The organism is Terasakiella brassicae (assembly GCF_014641495.1).
Classification (GTDB): Bacteria; Pseudomonadota; Alphaproteobacteria; order Rhodospirillales; family Terasakiellaceae; genus Terasakiella; species Terasakiella brassicae.
In genome coordinates, this window is the sequence record NZ_BMHV01000004.1 from 201,848 (window position 1) to 221,055 (window position 19,208).

18 protein-coding genes and 1 pseudogene are annotated in these 19,208 nt (G+C 48.2%); 10 read left to right on the forward strand and 9 right to left on the reverse strand.

The window, feature by feature from the left end:
* Positions 1–430: 430 nt before the first annotated feature.
* Both IEW74_RS04115 and IEW74_RS04120 read left to right on the forward strand, forming a co-directional pair.
* Positions 431–2,620 (forward strand): NADP-dependent isocitrate dehydrogenase, encoded by a 2,190-nt coding sequence (locus IEW74_RS04115; RefSeq protein ID WP_188661903.1) that lies wholly within the window; start codon positions 431–433, stop codon positions 2,618–2,620.
* A 156-nt stretch (positions 2,621–2,776) separates the two neighbouring features.
* Positions 2,777–3,424, forward strand: coding sequence for a type 2 periplasmic-binding domain-containing protein (locus IEW74_RS04120; RefSeq protein WP_188661906.1), 648 nt, complete (start codon positions 2,777–2,779; stop codon positions 3,422–3,424).
* Positions 3,425–3,494: 70 nt separating this feature from the next.
* Here the strand turns inward: IEW74_RS04120 and IEW74_RS04125 are convergent, their stop codons facing one another.
* The 5 genes from IEW74_RS04125 to IEW74_RS04145 all read right to left on the reverse strand — a co-directional run bounded on the left by IEW74_RS04125 (position 3,495) and on the right by IEW74_RS04145 (position 8,599).
* A complete protein-coding gene (locus IEW74_RS04125; protein ID WP_188661908.1) occupies positions 3,495–4,280 on the reverse strand; it encodes an ABC transporter ATP-binding protein in 786 nt (261 codons plus the stop codon).
* Complete coding sequence (locus IEW74_RS04130; protein ID WP_188661910.1) at positions 4,277–5,053, reverse strand: ABC transporter ATP-binding protein; 777 nt, start codon at positions 5,051–5,053, stop codon at positions 4,277–4,279. The genes IEW74_RS04125 and IEW74_RS04130 overlap by 4 nt, the downstream gene beginning before the upstream one ends.
* Positions 5,053–6,159, reverse strand: coding sequence for a branched-chain amino acid ABC transporter permease (locus IEW74_RS04135; protein WP_188661912.1), 1,107 nt, complete (start codon positions 6,157–6,159; stop codon positions 5,053–5,055). Before IEW74_RS04135 ends, IEW74_RS04130 begins: the two co-directional genes overlap by 1 nt.
* Positions 6,160–6,163: 4 nt before the next feature.
* Positions 6,164–7,180: a branched-chain amino acid ABC transporter permease gene (locus IEW74_RS04140; RefSeq protein WP_188661914.1), complete on the reverse strand. Its 1,017-nt coding sequence runs from the start codon at positions 7,178–7,180 to the stop codon at positions 6,164–6,166.
* 90 nt (positions 7,181–7,270) lie between these two features.
* Positions 7,271–8,599 carry a substrate-binding protein gene (locus IEW74_RS04145; RefSeq protein WP_229734232.1) on the reverse strand — a complete coding sequence of 443 codons (1,329 nt, stop codon included), beginning with the start codon at positions 8,597–8,599 and terminating at the stop codon, positions 7,271–7,273.
* 266 nt (positions 8,600–8,865) lie between these two features.
* On the opposite strand from IEW74_RS04145, the gene IEW74_RS04150 reads away from it, so the two are divergent.
* Both IEW74_RS04150 and IEW74_RS04155 read left to right on the forward strand, forming a co-directional pair.
* Positions 8,866–10,434 (forward strand): helix-turn-helix domain-containing protein, encoded by a 1,569-nt coding sequence (locus tag IEW74_RS04150; protein ID WP_188661916.1) that lies wholly within the window; start codon positions 8,866–8,868, stop codon positions 10,432–10,434.
* Positions 10,435–10,507: 73 nt separating this feature from the next.
* A complete protein-coding gene (locus IEW74_RS04155) occupies positions 10,508–11,059 on the forward strand; it encodes an SLOG family protein (RefSeq protein ID WP_188661917.1) in 552 nt (183 codons plus the stop codon).
* On the opposite strand, the gene IEW74_RS04160 is transcribed toward IEW74_RS04155, so the two are convergent.
* The 4 genes from IEW74_RS04160 to IEW74_RS04175 all read right to left on the reverse strand — a co-directional run bounded on the left by IEW74_RS04160 (position 11,034) and on the right by IEW74_RS04175 (position 14,391).
* Positions 11,034–11,186, reverse strand: a complete 153-nt coding sequence (locus IEW74_RS04160) for a hypothetical protein (protein WP_188661918.1) — start codon at positions 11,184–11,186, stop codon at positions 11,034–11,036. The two genes, IEW74_RS04155 and IEW74_RS04160, sit on opposite strands and share 26 nt — an antisense overlap.
* Position 11,187: 1 nt before the next feature.
* Positions 11,188–11,736: a PhnA domain-containing protein gene (locus IEW74_RS04165; RefSeq protein WP_188661919.1), complete on the reverse strand. Its 549-nt coding sequence runs from the start codon at positions 11,734–11,736 to the stop codon at positions 11,188–11,190.
* Positions 11,737–11,820: 84 nt separating this feature from the next.
* On the reverse strand, positions 11,821–13,326 hold the full coding sequence (gene amaB, locus IEW74_RS04170; protein WP_188661920.1) for an L-piperidine-6-carboxylate dehydrogenase: 1,506 nt from the start codon (positions 13,324–13,326) through the stop codon (positions 11,821–11,823).
* Complete coding sequence (locus IEW74_RS04175; protein WP_188661921.1) at positions 13,327–14,391, reverse strand: saccharopine dehydrogenase family protein; 1,065 nt, start codon at positions 14,389–14,391, stop codon at positions 13,327–13,329.
* A 351-nt stretch (positions 14,392–14,742) separates the two neighbouring features.
* Between IEW74_RS04175 and IEW74_RS04180 the strand changes: the two genes are divergently transcribed.
* The 6 genes and pseudogenes from IEW74_RS04180 (at position 14,743) to IEW74_RS04205 (ending at position 18,304) form a co-directional block, all read left to right on the forward strand.
* Positions 14,743–16,380 carry a tyrosine-type recombinase/integrase gene (locus IEW74_RS04180; protein ID WP_028879213.1) on the forward strand — a complete coding sequence of 546 codons (1,638 nt, stop codon included), beginning with the start codon at positions 14,743–14,745 and terminating at the stop codon, positions 16,378–16,380.
* Between the two features lie 68 nt (positions 16,381–16,448).
* Positions 16,449–16,817: pseudogene (locus tag IEW74_RS17490) on the forward strand (putative phage abortive infection protein); the annotation flags it as partial.
* A gap of 38 nt (positions 16,818–16,855) precedes the next feature.
* A complete protein-coding gene (locus IEW74_RS04190) occupies positions 16,856–17,287 on the forward strand; it encodes a hypothetical protein (protein WP_156950671.1) in 432 nt (143 codons plus the stop codon).
* Positions 17,269–17,661: a hypothetical protein gene (locus IEW74_RS04195; RefSeq protein ID WP_188661922.1), complete on the forward strand. Its 393-nt coding sequence runs from the start codon at positions 17,269–17,271 to the stop codon at positions 17,659–17,661. Before IEW74_RS04190 ends, IEW74_RS04195 begins: the two co-directional genes overlap by 19 nt.
* Before the next feature lie 68 nt (positions 17,662–17,729).
* Entirely contained in the window at positions 17,730–18,008 is a 279-nt protein-coding gene (locus tag IEW74_RS04200) for a hypothetical protein (protein ID WP_028879217.1), read from the forward strand.
* Positions 18,005–18,304, forward strand: coding sequence for a hypothetical protein (locus IEW74_RS04205; RefSeq protein WP_188661923.1), 300 nt, complete (start codon positions 18,005–18,007; stop codon positions 18,302–18,304). The genes IEW74_RS04200 and IEW74_RS04205 overlap by 4 nt, the downstream gene beginning before the upstream one ends.
* Positions 18,305–19,208 lie beyond the last annotated feature (904 nt).

Genomic DNA, 19,208 nt, shown 5'->3' on the forward strand with positions numbered 1-19,208 from the left:
ATTCAGGCGACGATACGCTTGTAGAAACAGGTTGGCAAGGAAAGTTTTGGTATGACCAAATCGGCAGTTTTTCTATGTTTTACAAAGGGTTGTAGACAAAGGAAAGTCTCTCAAATCTATCGTAGTGGTAATACAAATGTATCGGGTAAAAACGTGTGAATTAAGACGGCTGAGGAGGCAGAATCGATAGCCTTGCAGGGGGTAAATATAATCAAAAAAGCTATGAAAAATTTCACCTGTTTTTTTGTAGTTTGTGGATCTTTTGTACGCTCACTTGCTAGAAGATTGATTTTGAAGGATTAAAAGGTAATCTCAACTGGTAATACCGAAAAAAACTGTAAATTTGTTGCGGTGCGGCGGTCCAGATACTACAAATACGACCACGAAATTAAATATTTGCCTCTATGGCTTTTGGGAGTTTTGAAACAAAATGACTGACATCATCTATACAATCGTCGATGAAGCGCCGGAACTGGCAAGCGGTTCTTTCCTGCCGATCATCCAGAAATTCGCCGGTGCGGCTGGCATCGAGGTAGGCACAAAGGACATCTCTTTGGCAGCCCGTATCCTCGCTTTGTTCGATTTGCATTCCGACGATTTGGCTGAGTTGGGTGAATTGGTGAAAAAGCCCGAAGCCAACGTGATTAAATTGCCGAACGTGTCGGCTTCTGTTCCCCAGTTGATTGCTGCGATTAAAGAGTTGCAGGATCACGGTTTCGACATTCCCGATTATGTGGAAGACCCGAAAACAGATGCGGAAAAAGAAGCCCGCAAGAAATATGACACAGTAAAAGGTTCTGCTGTAAATCCGGTTCTGCGCGAAGGGAACTCTGATCGCCGCGCACCGTTTGCGGTTAAACAATTTGCCAAGAAAAACCCGCACCGCATGGGCAAATGGGCAAAAGACAGCAAAACCCACGTTGCGACAATGGGGCAGGATGATTTTGCATCAAATGAAAAATCTGTAACATTGGACGCAGCCACACAAGGCAAGATCGTTTTTGTCGGCAAAGACGGGACTGAGCAGGTCTTGAAAGAAAGCTTGCCGTTGCAAGCCGGTGAAGTTCTGGACGGGACATATTTGTCTGTTAAAGCACTGCGCAAGTTCTTGGCGGAACAAATTGCAGAAACCAAAGAACAAGGCATTCTGTTCTCGCTTCATATGAAAGCGACCATGATGAAAGTCTCCGATCCGGTGATCTTTGGTCATTGTGTGGAAGTGTTCTTTGCTCCGGTCTTTGAAAAACATGCAGCCACATTCGCAGAATTGGGTGTGGATACGAGCAATGGCTTTGGCGATGTGGTTTCTAAAATCGCCTCCCTGCCTGCTGATAAAAAGGCTGAGATCGAAGCCGATATCGCGGCGTGTCTGAAAGAACAGCCTGATATGTACATGGTGAATTCCGATAAAGGCATTACCAACCTGCATGTCCCCAGCGATGTGATTATCGATGCCTCTATGCCGGCTGTGATCAAAGCAGGCGGTAAAGGTTGGGGCCCGGATGGCAACGAAGGCGACACCAAATGTGTGATCCCGGATAGCTCTTATGCCGGTGTTTATGATGCGGTGATCAATTTCTGTAAAGAAAACGGCGCGTTCGACCCGTCTACAATGGGGTCTGTTCCCAATGTGGGTCTGATGGCGCAAAAAGCCGAAGAATACGGTTCTCACCCGCAAACATTTACGGCACCTGCGGATGGTACGATCAAAGTGGTCGATGCGGCGGGCAACAGCCTGATTGAACACAATGTGGAAAAAGGCGACATCTGGCGTGCCTGTATGGCAAAAGATGCCCCGATCCGCGATTGGGTGAAACTGGCAGTGACGCGTGCGCGTTTGAGCAATACACCGGCTGTTTTCTGGCTGGATGAAAACCGTGCACACGATGCGGAACTGATCAAGAAAGTTAATGCTTACTTGCCGGATCACGATACAAGCGGTCTGGACATTCGTATTATGGCCCCGTCTGATGCGGCGGCACATTCCTGCCAGATGATCAAAGACGGTAAAGACGTTATTTCTGTAACGGGTAACGTTCTGCGTGATTATTTGACAGATTTGTTCCCGATCTTGGAAGTGGGCACGTCTGCGAAGATGTTGTCTATTGTTCCGTTGATGAATGGTGGCGGCTTGTTTGAAACAGGCGCGGGCGGTTCTGCACCGAAACACGTTCAGCAGTTGGTTGCTGAAAACCACCTGCGTTGGGACTCTCTTGGTGAGTTCTGCGCATTGGCGGCATCTTTGGAACACCTTGCCAACGTAAATGGCAACGCAAAAGCGGCTGTGTTGGGTAAGGCACTGGACGAAGCGACGGCCAAATTGTTGGATAAAAACGAGTCGCCCAGCCGCAAAGTGGGTGAGCATGACAACCGTGGTTCTCATTTCTGCATTGCACTTTACTGGGCAGAAGCACTGGCTGCGCAAGATGAAGACGCGGACCTGAAATCCTTCTTCGCACCGTTGGCAGAAAAACTGGCGGCAAACGAAGATCAAATCCGCAAAGAATTGATTGATTGCCAAGGCGCACCGGCTGATCTGGGTGGCTATTACCATCAGGATCAGGCCAAACGTGTGGCTGTGATGCGTCCGTCTCAAACATTGAACGATATTATCGGTTAAAGAAATTCAAACTGCGTGAGTTAAGCACGCGGAATTGAATTTTTGCTTATCGTTTGAAAAAGCCTCGAGGGAAACTTCGGGGCTTTTTCTGCTAGACTTGCAATAAAGGATATAAATCCTATATTCATTAAATGTTCTTTAATGAAAGGGTAGGATATGGTTGCGTTTTTAGCGGCATTGCCGGCAATTTTTGCGGCAATGAAAGGGGCTGTTGATTTGTTTGATGTCGGCAAACAAGTTGTGGAAGACATAAAGGGGGAAAGCGTCAACGCGCGTTCACCGGATGAATTGCGTGAAGAGGTTGATAAATTAAGTGAGCCGGAACAGGCACAATTTATGGAGCGCATGAAATCAGAACTGGCGTTTTATGAAACCATCACCAATCGATTGAGTGTGCAAGGCGGGCATTTGGATGCAGAAATTTTGAATGCAATTCCCCCACAGGCGCGCGCCCAAGTCGCCTTGATGCGGATGACAACACGCCCTTGGGCAGTGCGCTGGATGGTTATCGCTGTTGTCTTGCCGCCGCTTGCCATTGTCGGGGTCAATTCATTGATTGCGGCTTATAACGTGGTTAATGCGGCGTTTGGGCCCCTCTCGGCACCGCTTGGTCTGATTGAAATGGGTGATGTGTTGAACAGCCTTTATGAACAAATGGTCGGCTGGGCCGCCGCAGTAATTATGACCTATATGGGCATGCGCGAAGTCGGTAAGGCAGTCGGGCGTAAAGACAGTGTATCGGTGGATGATATTACAGGATCGCTGTCCCGTTTTGTCGGCAATGTGAAGCAGGTTTTCCGGTGAGGTTATGAAAAAAAAGGCCCGTCTCGGGAGGGGACGGGCCTGTCAGGTCTTGGTTTGATGGTTTTATGAATCAGATTGCCAGATATTCCTGACGCAATTCTGCGTTATCGAGAACTTCTTGCGCGGTTCCGTCAAAAACGATTTGGCCTGCATCCATGATAATGGCGCGGTCTGCCAGATGCAGGGCTGCAATCGCGTTCTGTTCTACGATGATCGTTGTGATACCGAGTTTTTTAATATCTTCCAGTGTCTTTTCGATCTCGTGAACGATAACCGGGGCCAAACCTTCATAAGGTTCATCCAGCAATAACAATTTGATATCTTTGGCCAATGCGCGGGCAACGGCCAACATTTGCTGTTCCCCACCGGACAAAGTCACCCCGATTTGGTTATGGCGTTCACCCAGACGGGGGAACAGTTCGTACAGGCGTTCGATCGACCAGCCTTTACGGCCTTCGATTTGTGCCAGTTCAAGGTTTTCCTGAACGGTCAGGCCGGGGATGATGCGGCGGTCTTCCGGCACAAGGGCCAGACCGGCGCGTGAGGCTTGAAACGACTTCATATCGTGAAGCGGTTCATGGTCGAGCCAGATTTCACCATGTTGAAGTTGTGGGTCATCCGTGCGGGCAAGCGCGCGCAGTGTGGATGTTTTTCCCGCACCGTTTCGCCCCAAAAGGGCGACGATTTCACCTTCGTGAATGTCGAAACTGACCCCTTGGACGATGTAACTTTCACCGTAGTAGGCATGAACATCCCATACAGAGAAGAAAGCCGGGTCGGTCCCCTGCGATTTAATCGGTTGCAGGGTTTTTTTAAGCGGACCGCTATATTGTGATTGTGTGATTTTATCACTCATAGATGTGCCCCTCCGAGGTAGGCTTCTTGTACGCGCGCATCGCCCTTCATTTCCTGAGGGGCACCTTCCGCGATGATGTGTCCCCGTGCCAGAACACTTACTTTCGTCGCCAGCGAGAACACCACATGCATGTCGTGTTCGATGATGACTTTTGTAATTTTGCGTTCTTCGCCGATCTTTTTCAAAAGATCGATGGTGTTGTTGGTATCAGCACGCGCCATACCGGCGGTCGGTTCATCCAGCAACAACAGTTTGGGATCTTGCGCCAGACACATGGCCAGTTCCAGACGGCGTTTGTCACCGCGCGAAAGCGAACCGGAATGCATGTTACGTTTTTCCAGCAAACCGACATCGGACAGGATATGTTCGGCCGCGTCGGCAATTTCGCCGCGTGACAAAACACCCCCCCAGGAATTGAAGCGATAAGATCCGTCCAAATGGGCCATAACCGGGATCATGGCATTTTCAAACAGGGTCAAGTCTTCAAAAACTTCCGGTGTCTGGAAGACACGAGAGATGCCTTTTTGGTTAATCGCGTGGGGAGGCAGACCGAACAGGGTTTCACCTTCCGGCTTGTTGCCATAGTAAAGGACGGTCCCTGTATCGGGAACCAAACGCCCGACCAGGCAGTTCAGGAAGGTGGATTTCCCTGCACCGTTCGGACCGATAATGGCATGAACGGAGCCTTCTTCGACAACCAGATTGACATCGTCAAGGGCTTTCAGGCCGGAGAAGTTTTTATTAACGCCTTCAACAGTAAGAATAGATGACATTATTCTGCCCCTCCTGCGCTATGGGCTTCTTTTTCTTTTTTGAACTTGGCGGCAATGCGGCGGAAGCCTTCCATTGCGCCACCGGGAAGAAAGATCACGATCAACATGAACAGAACGCCCAGTGTCAAGTGCCACCCTTTACCGACAAACAGGCTGGCGAAGGAAACCCAGATGCCTTGAATGAAGTCGGGCAGGAAACCGAAAACCTGATTGAGAACGGCATCATTAAAGGCAGAGAAAATGTTTTCGAAATATTTGATCACAATCGCGCCGATGAACGGACCAAGAAGAGTCCCCACACCGCCCAGAATTGTCATCAGAACGACTTCACCAGAGGCTGTCCATTGCATCCGTTCCGCACCGGCAAGCGGGTCAATCACGACCATCAAGGCACCGGCAAGGCCCGCATACATCCCTGAAATCACAAAAGCGGAAAGCAGGTAAGGTTTGGTGTTCAAGCCTGTGTATTTCATGCGGTTCTGGTTGGATTTGACAGCCAGAAGCATCAGACCGAAAGAGGAACGATACAAACGCACGGAAATATAGAAACCGATGATCAGAATGATCGCACAGAAGTAGAAACCGTTGTAGCCGCTTAAGCCCATGCCAAATAATTCTGTGGACGGTAAACCTTCTGTTGTTGCCGCATCCAGAATGCGCGGGTCCGTGGCTGTCAAAGTCAGGCCGGTTTCCCCATTGGTGATTGGCGTCAGAACCGAATAGGCCATATTGTAGCACATTTGGGCAAAAGCCAATGTCAGGATGGAGAAGTAAATCCCGGAACGACGCAGCGCGACAAACCCGATTGCCAGTGCAAACAAGCCGGAAACAGCAGTTGCAAATAAAACGGCAGGAATTGCGTTCATGGTCAGCAGTTTAAAGGACCACATGGCGGTGTAGGAACCAATGCCCAGAAAGGCAGCGTGACCAAAGGAGAGATAGCCGGTAAAGCCGAACAGGATGTTAAACCCGATGGCAAACAGACCGAAGATGGCAAATTTTTGCAACAGGTCGGGATAACCTGCGCCCACAATGCCGGCCCATAGCGGCATGGTCAGAATGACCGCACCGAAAATAAGCACAAGGATATTGTCTTTCATGTTCATATGCTTAATCCTCCATCACGCCTTCACGACCCAGCAGGCCACGCGGACGAACCAACAAAATGATCACCGCGACGAGATAAATAATGATCTGGTCGATACCGGGCAGGATGGATTTAATTTCAGTCATCGATGCAAAGGATTGCAGGATGCCGAGCAAGAAACCAGCCGCAACCGCACCGGGCAGGGAGCCCATACCGCCAACCACAACAACGACGAAGGAAAGAACAAGGAATTCCATACCGATATGATAATCCGGTGGCAGGACAGGTGTGTACATCACACCGGCCAGACCGGTTACCACGGCCGCGAGACCGAAGACGGTGGTGAATTTCTTGTCGATATCAATGCCGATCAGCCCAACGGTTTCGCGGTCCGCCATCCCGGCACGCACAACCATCCCGAAGGTGGTCAGTTGCAGGAAGGCGAAGACGGCACCGACAACAGCGAAAGCAAAGAGGAAGTAAATCAAACGCCACCACGGATAAACGATCGCATCGCTGAGGCCGAACCAGGCCCCGACATGGGCGGAACCGGAAACGATTTCAGGCGCCGGTGTCGGGATCGGATTGGCACCGAAATAGGCTTTGACCAGTTCCTGAAGAACGATGGCGAGACCGAAGGTGACAAGAATTTGTTCTGCGTGTGTGCGCTTATAGAAGCGTTGGATCAGGCCGCGTTCCATCACATATCCGACACCAAGCATGATGGGGATTGTAATCAGAAGGGCAAGCGGGACGGTCCAGTCGATGAGGGCCTTACCTGCATCACCAAACCAGATTTCCAAGTAAGGGACTTCTTTATAGGCCTCGAAAAAGGTGACACTTTCGTCGCGCACTTTCATTGACATGCTCAATACTTTTTGCAGCGAAACCGCGCAGAAAGAACCCAGCATGAAGAGCGCGCCGTGGGCGAAGTTAACTACGCCAAGTGTCCCGAAGATAAGGGTCAGACCAAGTGCGATCAGCGCATAAGCGCCCCCCTTATCAAGACCGTTGAGAAGTTGTAAGAAAACAGCTTCCATAGCTCTCAATTCCAAAAATCGGTATTAAATTTGTTTTTAAAAGAATGGTCGCCCCTGAAACAGAGAGCGACCATTCACTGTCATTTAAAATTAGACTTTGTACGGGCCTAATTCGCCACCAAAGATCTTGGCGTCGTAAGTGACAACTTCTCTCGGAACTTCTTTAACGATTTCAAGAAGATCGAACTGAGAAGACGGGTTTTGGTTACCGCGTACCACAAGAACATTTTTGAAGCACTGATGGTCTTCTGCACGGTAAAGGGTTGGGCCGTTGCCCATGCCGTCAAATTCAAAGCCTTCAAGGGCCTTGATCATTTCCGGCGGATAGAATGTACCTGCAACTTCACAAGCATTTGCATAGAGCAAAGTCTGGCAATAGCACGTATGGGCAGCCTGTGACGGCGGGAAGCCGTACTCTTGACCGAAGGATTTTACAAAGGCTTGCGAACCAGCATCTTGCAATGCCCAGTTCCAACCTGTTGTCCCCAGAATACCTTTGATGTTGTCGCCTGCACCTTGTGCCATCAAACGAGAGAACAGCGGAACGATGATTTCGAACTGCTTGCCGTTGACTTGCTTGTCTTTCAGGCCGAACTGAATGGACTGTGTCAGCGAGTTGATCATGTCTTTACCATAGTGGTTCAGGATCAACACATCGGCACCGGAGTTCAGAACAGGGGTGATGTACTGAGAGAAGTCACCCGCACCAACCGGGGTTTTCACGGTTGCAACGGTTTCCCAACCCAGACCTTCTGTGGTGTTTTTGATGGATTCTTCTTGCGTCCAGCCCCATGTGTAGTCGGCTGTCAGGTGATAGGCGCGACGATCAATCCCCAGTTCTTCTTTCAATACCGGCCCCAGTGCAACACCGGACATATAAGCATTGAAGAAGTGACGGAAACCATAACGACGCTTGTCTTTACCTGTGGTGTCGTTGGAGTGTGTCAGGCCAGCCATGAAGATGACGCCGGCTTCCTGGCACAAAGATTGAACGGCAATAGCCACACCGGAAGAAGACCCGCCGGTAATCATCAACGCGCCGTCTTTTTCGATCATACGTTTTGCAGAAGAACGCGCCGCATCAGATTTTGTTTGTGTATCACCCGTTACGAATTCTACTTTTTTACCCAGAACACCGTTGCCCTTAAGGGACAGCGGTTTCATGGTGTTGAGCATACCGCCATCGCCTTCACCATTCAGGTGTTTTACGGCCAGTTTGTATGCACGCAGCTCGTCTGCGCCTTCGTCTGCGTAGGCACCGGTTTGCGGAACGTTAAAGCCCAAAGTAATGGACTTATTGTTACCCGGATTGTTTACGAAGTCTGCGCCCCATGCGTTACGTGTAAAGAATGACGGTGCGGCAACGCCTGCTGCTGCGACCGCTGTACCCTTCATAAACGAGCGACGATTTACTTTCATATCTACCAAAGTCTTACTCCCTGTTTGGTTGACATTTATCATTAAGAATTTCCGGTATGATTTTTCGGTTATCCGTCAATTCTAAGCTATTTTTGACCTTACGGTACTTTTGTAATTATTTAATAGAAGTACAGGTAATTTTTAAAAAGAACAATAAGCCTTTGACGTAACGTTATTTTTTTGTCAATTTTATAAAATGATTTTATGTGAAGTTGTAAATTATTGACATTGCGCTGCAATATTTTTTCTGACCGGAGAGACAGGTAATGGCCCGTGCCCCTATTGGATTGAAAATCAAGAAACAACGAAAACAGGTCGGCGTGACGCAGGCACAATTGGCGGAACGCTTGGGTATTTCGGGGTCGTATCTCAACCTGATTGAAAATAATAAACGGGCAATTGGCGGTAAATTGCTGCAACGCATCTCTCAGGAGCTTGGGCTGGATATCGGTTCGCTGGATGGGGAAAGTGATCGTCGCCTGATTATGGATTTAAATGAACTGACCACGGATCCTTTATTTCAGAATATGGATTTAACGCATGCGACAGCACCGAGTCTTGTCGGGCAGCATCCGCGCTGGGCACGGGCTTTAAAAATTCTTTACCGGACCTATGTGGATCAGGGGCAAACAATCAAGGCACTTTCCGAACGTCTTAATTATGCGCCTTATATTGATGATGCTATTTTCCAGATGTTGACGAATGCAACGGCGATCCGCTCTTCCTCTGAAATTCTGGGAACGGCACCGGATATGAAAGAGGCTGACCGTGCGCAGTTTTTGTCTATTCTTTCTGAAGAAAGTCAAAAATTGGCAGGGGTGGCTGCCGGACTGGGTAATTTTCTGGATAATGCAAAAGTCCAGACCCGGTCCATGACACCCGCTGAAGAAGTCGATGACTTTGTCATGGATCATCAGGGATTTTTCCCAACACTTGAAAATGCGGCGGCGGATATGCTGGCGGAGGCGGACTTTCATGGCGGGGATACAGAACGTGTCATTCAGGATTTTCTGGAACGAAAATTCGATGTGAAAGTGACCTTTTCAAAAGATCGTGAAATTGGCTTTGTCGGCAAATTGCATCAATGCAGCTACAACCCGATCAAACGTGTGTTAAGTGTACCGTCTTATGCATCGGCCCTTACACGACGTTATGAAATGGCCTGTTTGTTGGTTGAATTGTCCTGGGTAGATTTGATCTCTGAAGAAATTCGAAAATCTGATTTTTTGATCTCTGCGGCTGCGCAGGAACTTGCAGCCATTGCGTTGATTTCGTATTCGGCACGCGCCTTGTTGATGCCGTATGATGAATTTCTCGAAGATGCGGTGCGCGAACGTTATGATGTGGATGTCTTATCGCGTAAATATACGGTTAGCTTTTTACAAGCCGCCAGTCGTCTGGTCAGTTTGCGAAAACCAAAATCGGAAGGGATCCCTTTTGCCCTGATGCATATTAATCCGGCAGGTCGTATTATTAAACGGTTGACGCTGCCGCGTCTGCCCATTCCCCGCCACGGGAATGCATGTCCTTTGTGGGATATATACAGTTCTTTTCAGACACCGGGGCGCATTGTGCGCCAGATTACGTTGTTCCCTAATAAAGAACGCTTTTTGTTTTTTGCAAAGGCTGAGGCCTCCGACCAGCATGGTTATTCTCAACCGCGTGTTCTCAAGGCCACGATGTTGGCCTGTGAGACTTTGCACGCCGAACAGACTGTTTATGCTGATGGACTGGATATGAGTTCTGAGAAATTGAGTGATCGGGTCGGTTTAAGCTGCCGTTTATGCAGTTGGCAAGATTGTGCCCATCGTGAAGAAGCGCCGATCCTGTCGTGACCAATAGGGGGTGCTGAATATTTTCAGTTATGATATAAAGGCCACTCATTTCAGTCTGTAAGGAGGGGGAGAGATGAAAACGATTATTGCAGGCTCACGTCAAATTGAAGATAAGGAAGCCTTGGCACAGACCATTGCCGCATCCGGTTTTGAAATTACGGAAGTTGTATCCGGCACATGTCGTGGCGTAGATGTCATGGGCGAGGAATGGGGGCGGGCCAATGGTGTTCCTGTGCGACCATTTCCCGCAGATTGGCTGACGCATGGACGTGTTGCCGGTGAGTTACGTAACCGGGATATGGCCCATTATGCCGATGCGCTGGTCTTGTTGTGGGACGGAAAAAGTCCGGGGGCGAGCTGCATGTTACGCGAAGCCAACAAAGCAGGGATCAAAATTCATACCCAAATTTACGGGGTTGATATGGGGGATCTTGAAAAACTGGAACGTGACATTGTTGATTATGTCAACGCAGGCAAAGGACGTATTATTTTCAAGGATGGACACTGGAGTTGGGAAGTCGCGAACGAAGATGCCCCGAACCTGTGTGACGAGGCCATTAGTGAGCTGATCCGCATGGATATCATGCAGGAAGAAACCCTTACGGTTTTGAAGTTTGCAGGCTGATTTCTTCTGCTTTGTGCGTTCCGCCCTGCTTCGGTTTGGTTTTCTCGCATTCGATACATTGACCGATCTTCAGGCGTTTGCATCGTGCCTGTGTTGCGGGTTTGCAGGGCGGGGTCGCTTTTTTCATGTTAAGTGGATTTTTTCACGAACTTTGTCAAAATAACAATCTGCTGCCCGCTGACACGGCCTTCGATATGTTCTGCATTATCGGGAACCAGCGAGATATTGCGCACGGCTGTTCCGCGTTTGGCGGTAAATCCACCGCCTTTCACATTCAGGTCTTTGATCAGAATGACCGTGTCGCCCGCTTCTAACAACGCACCATTGCTGTCGATATGTTTGACATCGTCGTCATCATCTGCGTCTTGTGCCATGCCTGCTTTGGCTTTTTGCAGGACATCATCTTCCAGATAAAGCATATCAAGCGCGTCTTGTGCCCAGCCTTCGCCTTTTTGTGCCAATGTGGTCAACAAACGCCAAGCCATGATTTGCACACCGCTTTCCTGTGACCACATGCTGTCGTTCAGGCAACGCCAATGATGGACATCCATTGTGTCGTTATTTTCAATCTGGCCTTTACAGGTATCGCAGACCGTAATGGTTTCCTCGGCTGTAACGTCAAAGGTTGAAAGTGCGTCCGTGCTGGAACACAGGTCGCATTGGGAAGCGAGGCTCATGGTCGCAATGTCCTATTTAATAATGTAAAATGATGGCGCGCTTTTAGCAGGAAATTCGCGTTTTGCATAGGGGGAGGACGAAATTTAATTGCGTCCAAAGCTGATCCCTTGCGCCAAGGGCATGTCATGGGAATAATTGATGGCGTTGGTTGTCCTGCGCATATAGTTACGCCAGGCGTCTGATCCGGTTTCACGATCACCACCGGTTTCTTTTTCACCGCCGAAGGCCCCGCCGATCTCGGCACCACTTGGGCCCATGTTGACATTGGCAATTCCGCAGTCTGACCCGTTGACACTGAGGAAATATTCAACCTCCTGCATATTGTCAGAAATAATGCAGGAGGATAGTCCTTGCGGGACGTCATTATGTAAATGTATGGCGGTATCAAAATCATCATAATCGACGATATACAGGATGGGGGCGAAGGTTTCTTCACGCATGATCGGGGTTTGTGTCGGCATTTTCACAATGGCAGGGGTGACGTAGTAGGCTTCTGAATAGATATCTTCCAGAACGCGTTCGCCGCCGCTGCGCACTTCCCCCCCTTCGGATTTTGCCCGGTTGAGGGTGGATTGGAATTTTTCAAAGGCGGCCTTGTCAATCAAGGGGCCAACCAAAGTGTCTTCGTTTAATGGATTGCCGATTTTCAGGCTGGCATAAGCTTGCTCAATCCGGTTGAGCAATTCTTTGCTGAGGCTAGAATGAACAAAAATACGGCGCAAGGAGGTGCACCGTTGCCCACAGGTTCCGACCGCCCCAAAAACAATGGCCCGAACGGCAAGGTCGAGATTGGCATGTGCGGTGACGATCATGGCATTGTTACCGCCCAGTTCCAGAATGCGCCGACCAAATCGTTGGGCGACACTGAGGGCAACGGAACGGCCCATACTGGTCGATCCGGTCGCACTGACCAGGGCCATATGCGGATTACTGACGAGGGATTTACTGTGTGTTGCGCCGCCGATGATGGCTTGTGCGAGATCGTCGGGGGCCTCGTCCCCGAATTTGTCAATGGCGCGCAACAGGGCGTTGAGGGTGGCGATACCGGACAAGGGCGATTTTTCCGAGGGTTTTAAAATAATGGGATCACCACAGATCAAGGCATTTGCAGCATTCCATGCAAAGACAGCACAAGGAAAGTTGAAAGCGGTGATAATAGCAACCGGGCCAAGGGGATGCCATTGTTCCATCATGCGGTGTTCTGGGCGTTCGCTGGTGATGGTTTTACCAAAGAGTTGACGTGATTGCCCGACGCAGAGGTCACAAATGTCAATCGCTTCTTGCACCTCGCCCAAGCCTTCTTGCAGAATTTTGCCAACTTCGAAGGAAATAAGTGTGCCAATCTGTTCTTTACAGGCGCGTAACTCTTCCCCCCACAGGCGGACGAGTTCCCCCCGGCGTGGGGCCGGGATATTGCGCCATTTTAAGAAAGCCGTCTGTGAACGTTCTGCCATTTGGCTGATTTCGTTCAAGGGCGTTTGAAAGACTTTGGCGATGGTGGACCCATCAATGGGACTGATGACACTGAGATCGCCATTGCCGTCAATGGGCAGTTCCAAGTCTTCTAAAATATTGCGAAGGTGGGGCATTTATCTTTCCTCCCGATAGAGTGCGCCGGATTTTGTATTGAGAAAGGCATCCAGTGAAATATCTTCCTGTTTGAGGAAACCCGTTTGGGGCAGGGTACCGTCTCTGACCATTTCGATAACCGCGCAGACCGATGCGGTGGTTGTCCAGGCGATGGCACGGCGCATGTCGTGGTAAATTGGTTTTGGGTAGTACGTGCGTACAAATTCCCGCCTTTGCAAATGTCCGGCGATTTCCCCTTCAACGGAGGCATGAATGACAACCATATCATCATCGACACGCGGTTTGGCGTTGGTGAGGATTGTGCCGGCTTCTTCGCGTCTTTCCCGCATGAGCAATTCATGGAAGAAGAAGTTCATCAACTGGGCATGTCCGGGATAGCGAATGGTTTTATAATCAAGATTTTCCACCCGTCCTTTAAACGTTTCACACATGGTGCCCAAGCCGCCCGATGTGGTGAAAGCTTCGTATTTGCGCCCATTCACGTGCAGGGTCTCGATCCATTCCATTGGGGAAACCCATTTATGTTGGCCTTCTTCGATGACTTCGCAGTCATTCAGATATTCGTTGACCACCCCTTCAGGAGACCAATTGAATGCGTAGCCCAAAAGCCCCGTCGGGTGTTGAGGCAGCGCCCCGACCCGCATGCGAATGGCGCGCACCCGGTCAAACGGGGTGCTGAGGTGGCTTGCGACAATGGAAATGAAACCCGGTGCAAGGCCACACTGTGGGGCCATTAAACGCTTACCGGTTTGGCTGAGCTCTCGCACTTTCTTTGTGACGTGTACATCTTCGGTCAGATCGAAATAATGTAAATTCAGATCATGGGCGATTTGAGCAACCAATGGATTGAGGGCATAAGGAAGGGCAGAAAGCACCCCGTCAAAACTTTTGAGTTCCTTCTTTAACTGTTCTGCGCTGCTCAGGTCTGTTTCAATAGTAGGGTAGGGAAGTTCCTGGCGGGGCGTAAATTGGTCGAAACCGACAACGTGAAATCCGGCCTGTTGCAATAAAATACCGGCCAATGTGCCAACGTTTCCAAGTCCCAATAAAGCAATCTTATGCATTGGTCATCCTCCTCACCCGTTTATCCTTTTGATATGGGGGGGTGGGAGGAAAGATTAAAGGGGCGGGAGTGGTCCGATTTCCGTTTTAAAGCAGAAATAAAAATAACTTGATTTTAGTTATTTTTACCTTTTTTTATATTTGGGAATGCCGATAAAATAAGAACAAAAAAAAGGCCCATCCGTAGATGAGCCTGTATTAGTTTGGGAGGAAACGTATAATCGTTTCCAGAAAATACAAAACCCTAATAAATACGCTATTTTGCTTGATTTTTTAGCATCATGTGCCATTATTTTGTGCCATAGAATTGTGCCATTTTGATTTTCCACAGTTCTCGGAAATATGGTGCGAAAATGAAAAAAATATCGAATACTACGCAACGCGGTGGCAGATACCATTACAAGCTGACGATACCATCAGACGTCCGAGGCGATCTCCCTGAACATTATGAATATGATCATGGCAAAAAAGCCAAACTGAAACACCATGAACATGTTCGTTTCACATTGGGAACCAGCGATCCCGCCATGGCTGACATCCTACAACAGTCCCATACCGCCAAATTAAAAGCCATGTTTCTTGCTGCCAGACCTCAACCGACCATCATTCGCACCATGGCTGCAATGGACGAACAGCGGCTCCTTGACCGTATCGTTAATGACATTCGATCCAAGCGTGCTGACCCACATCACAACCCCGCTCTTCTCATCATGGAAGCTGTCAAGAGCCATGGGGACACAATCGACCCTCGGTATCTTACAGAACTTCAACACAAGCTCTTGCTCGCAACGCATGCCGATTTAGCCAATCATACAAAGACAGCCGCCCTACAGAATATCATTGCATCAAAACTTTCGCCTCGCGTTGATGATCCGTCCCAACTTGAAATATTGGCATCAACACTCTTAAACAATATCGGGGAACGTCCTCTTTACTTGACACAACCAACAGTCAAAGACGTGATAGACGATTTTTTGAACCCGGATAAAGGAAACCGGAAACGCAGCAACTATTCAACATTATTGACCATCCTTGAAACGCACTATGCGGACCGTCCAATAGGCTCCATCGAACGAGATGACATCTATGACATTCGCCGGATCATTCGAAACCTTCCATACGGCTGGCATCGTAAAAAAACAAAATCGCCACAAGAACAGGCTGACGAGATAATAGAACTCAAAGAAGAAAACGAAGAAATTTTGGAGAAGGGTTTAGAGCCACAGCCGGTTCCGCAACTTCTGATGAACGATACAGCCGAAAAATACATCGGACACATCACCCAATTCTTCAACTGGACCATCGATGAATTTGGTAAGAAATACAACCTGTCGCACCCAGCCAACCGTATCCGTGGAAAAACCGAAGGGTCTAAACGAACGAATATGACCCCTGAGCAATTAACTGATCTGTTCACGGACTGGGAACCAACCCGTCATAATAACTGGGGCTGGGCACCATTGTTAGCACTGTTTCATGGCATGCGGGGGAATGAGATTTTTTCCATGGAGACTGAATCTGTTTTCTTTGATTACGGTGATCTTTGGGTCATCCATCTTCCTCATACTAAAACCGACAGACCACGCTGGCTTCCGGTGCACCCTAAACTGATTGAATGGGGGTTCATCGATTATGTGAGTATGCGGAAAGTTGCCGGGGAAAAAATGGTGTTTGCAGATGTCCATACGACCAAAGCCAATAATTTCTATGTTGGCGATCCACAGAAGATGATGAAGGAGTGGATGGAGGAACGTGGCGTTTGGAATGAGAAACAGAAGTTCCATTCATATCGTCATACATACAAGTTTTACGCAAATAATAATAAGAAAATTCGAGAAGTCGATTGGAAGACCGTCGCCGGTTGGGGGATGAAAAAAGATGCCGCAGCCAAATACGCAGATCAGATACCCCCCTCGACTTTAATTACCAGCCTCGCAGAACTTGAGTTCGGTATCGAACACCTTGTCAAACCAGCCAGTTATAAATCGTGAACCACCGTTGAATATTTATATAAAATAGTTCAGTTCAGAATTCGTATTCATCATCATATTCCAAAGATTTAGATCATTACTTCCGGGTGCTGCTGAATATTATCAAACTCATCACTGGTCAGCATGCTTCATTGTCAGATGATTTTGACATTGCGAAGCACGTAGGAATACTCCGCTCAAACCTATCCGAAGCTGAACTAGGACTAATATATTTCAAGTCGTTGACGAGAGATGGTATGGCCCTGAAAGCAGAGTGTGAGCGGATTTCGATATTCAAAGATTTACGTTCAACATCGTTAATCCGAGAAGAAAGCATTACACAGTTTAAGCGTTGGGCTTTTGAAGGTAATGATAATTTGATTTCGTTATATACAAAGATTACGTCAGAAGGCCGCCAAGAAGAAGCCCCCTATATAGAAGACAATCTGAAATCTTAGCTGCTGATAAATACCGCCATCAACTGATGGAGGTTCCCATGCGACTGTGCGATTTTGCTATTTCAAATACCCCGTATCAATGTGCCGATTTTTTATACACCGTGCCAGTGAAGGTTCGTGGCAACACTATGCCCACGGCAGGTGATCTGGTTATTGACCAGATGAAGATGACTATCGAAGGCCATGTGCTGGGTAATGCGACCTTCGAACATTGCTATAAGAACCTTGATGGTGGCATGCAATCGGCATTTATCCATGGCTGTGGTGTGATTGCGGTTTTTGGGAAGACCCTGACTGATGCACTGGAGCGTATTGGGCAAAACCCTCTCGTTTCAGTTCGTTGCACGGATTTCGTTGACATCCTGCTGGATGTCGAAATTATGCTGGATGGTAATGTCATTGCCGTTGATTTGGAAACGGCGGAAATTTCATCAACCGATCATGGTGCAGATTGGAATTTGTCCGTATGATGACCAAGCAGATTTACATCATCCCGGTATCCATCACTGGGACACTTCCACCCCGATACATGCCTGATGCATTTGCACAGCCCGGTATGAGTATTGATAGTTATAAGGTTGAGTTTCTCGACATCAGCGTCCAGCAACGCTATAACGGGCCGTATCGCGTTGCGGCGACGGGGAATGTGATGATCGTATCGTCAAGCCCGGAAGATGCCGTTAACAGCGTCATAGACGCTGCATGGTGTAAACTGACAGATACGGGTGTTAACGCCATTCTCGACGGTGTTAACGTTAACATCACAGGGGATGACATCCTCAGTGTTAACATTGTTAACAATTCTATGCAGGTTATTCCCATTCCGCTATGTAAATCCGATTGACATAATTCATCATGGTAGATCGTCATTGATAAATATCTCTGTATAATAATTTTAATGGAGATGAAGTTATGATTATCGCAGACACCGATTTGCCGCTTTATATGGTGATCCAAAAATTTCTGGTCGCCAATAATTTGATCCGTAGTTGGTCGGACCTAACTGCACAGGTCCAACGTTCCCGAACGTATTTTTCGACGCTACGGCGAACCAAAAGTAATCCCAGTGGCGAAGTTTGGGTCGCCATGCAGAACTTCCTGTCAGAATTGACTAAAAATTGTCGCAATGAAACGCTTAAGCGTTGGTTGCGGCATTACATTCGTCAAATCGAGATGGAGATTGGACAATGATTTCTATTGATGATTATGTTTCCCTAGAAAAACCGACACATGCCGACTATGAACATTGCCTTGGCATTGATTTAACGGGTGAACAACTGGATCGATTGGTTGAATTGCTGCCGCGAATGCATCCGGTATCAATTTCAACGTTACTTCACACAAAAGACTTGGATCGGTTCTGCCGAGATATGCTCGCTATATGGCAAGATTATGTGAATATTGAAATTTGGTCGAATTCGTCCGACGATCTGCTTTATTTGGTCTATGATCTCGATGTCAAAATAGACTTCTTGAAATCAGAATAATGTCCGCTAAGAGGACATATAATAGTCAACCGCCAAACGCAGTCGCGTTCGTCGGAAAATTAACTTAACCCCTTGGCATTCGCCTGCGGGGTTTACGTTAATTTTGTTTTTCATTTGGGTCTGAGGACCAAATGATTTTATCACCTGCAATAGACCAGATATACCTTCATCCCCCCTGTCCCGTGAAAAAAATAATCGCGAGACAAGGGGAGATGAAGGTATGACCTGCAATGAGCCGTCATAACACCCCAACCAATCGACTTGTTGCTAGAAATAACAACGGGTAGGCGGTCAGCCGCTTACACTACCACAATACATCGAACATCCGTGCCGAAGCACCTGACGGTCGTTCAGACTGACCTTGGTTGGAAGCCAATGTGAACGTGCTGGTTGTAATCTTTTTCACAGTGCCAGCATCTTTTTTGAACCTAAGAGAAAATTTAATAAAATGCCTGAGTTCTACACAGCGGCAACACCGCCGTGGCCCCTTTTTTTATGCTGGTGGGAACCGCTAATTTAGTCGATCTGCCAGTCGCTCCGAGGCTTGGAGCTTACGCCGCCGGTCATGTGTCCCGGTATCGCCAATTTAGGTGTGACAAGAGCCTCTTTGTATGTCGTATGGTTTTATTTAGCACAGGCCATCAGTTGCATGTCCCAGCCACCATATTTGCCTTCTAAATCAGGGCATACTGAATCGTCAATTAATTTATTCCTAACAATGTTCTTGTTTTGGATTCGATGCCGAAATCGCAATAATCGCGGAGTAGCAACCATGCGATGAGAGTGGTAACATGGCCGTAATAGCGGTTGGTCACGCTCCGATGGTAAGCTCGAAGTCTGTGAAAGCAGCTTCATAAAGGCCATAAAAAGGAACGTGACCATGAGACATTATATCGGACTGGAC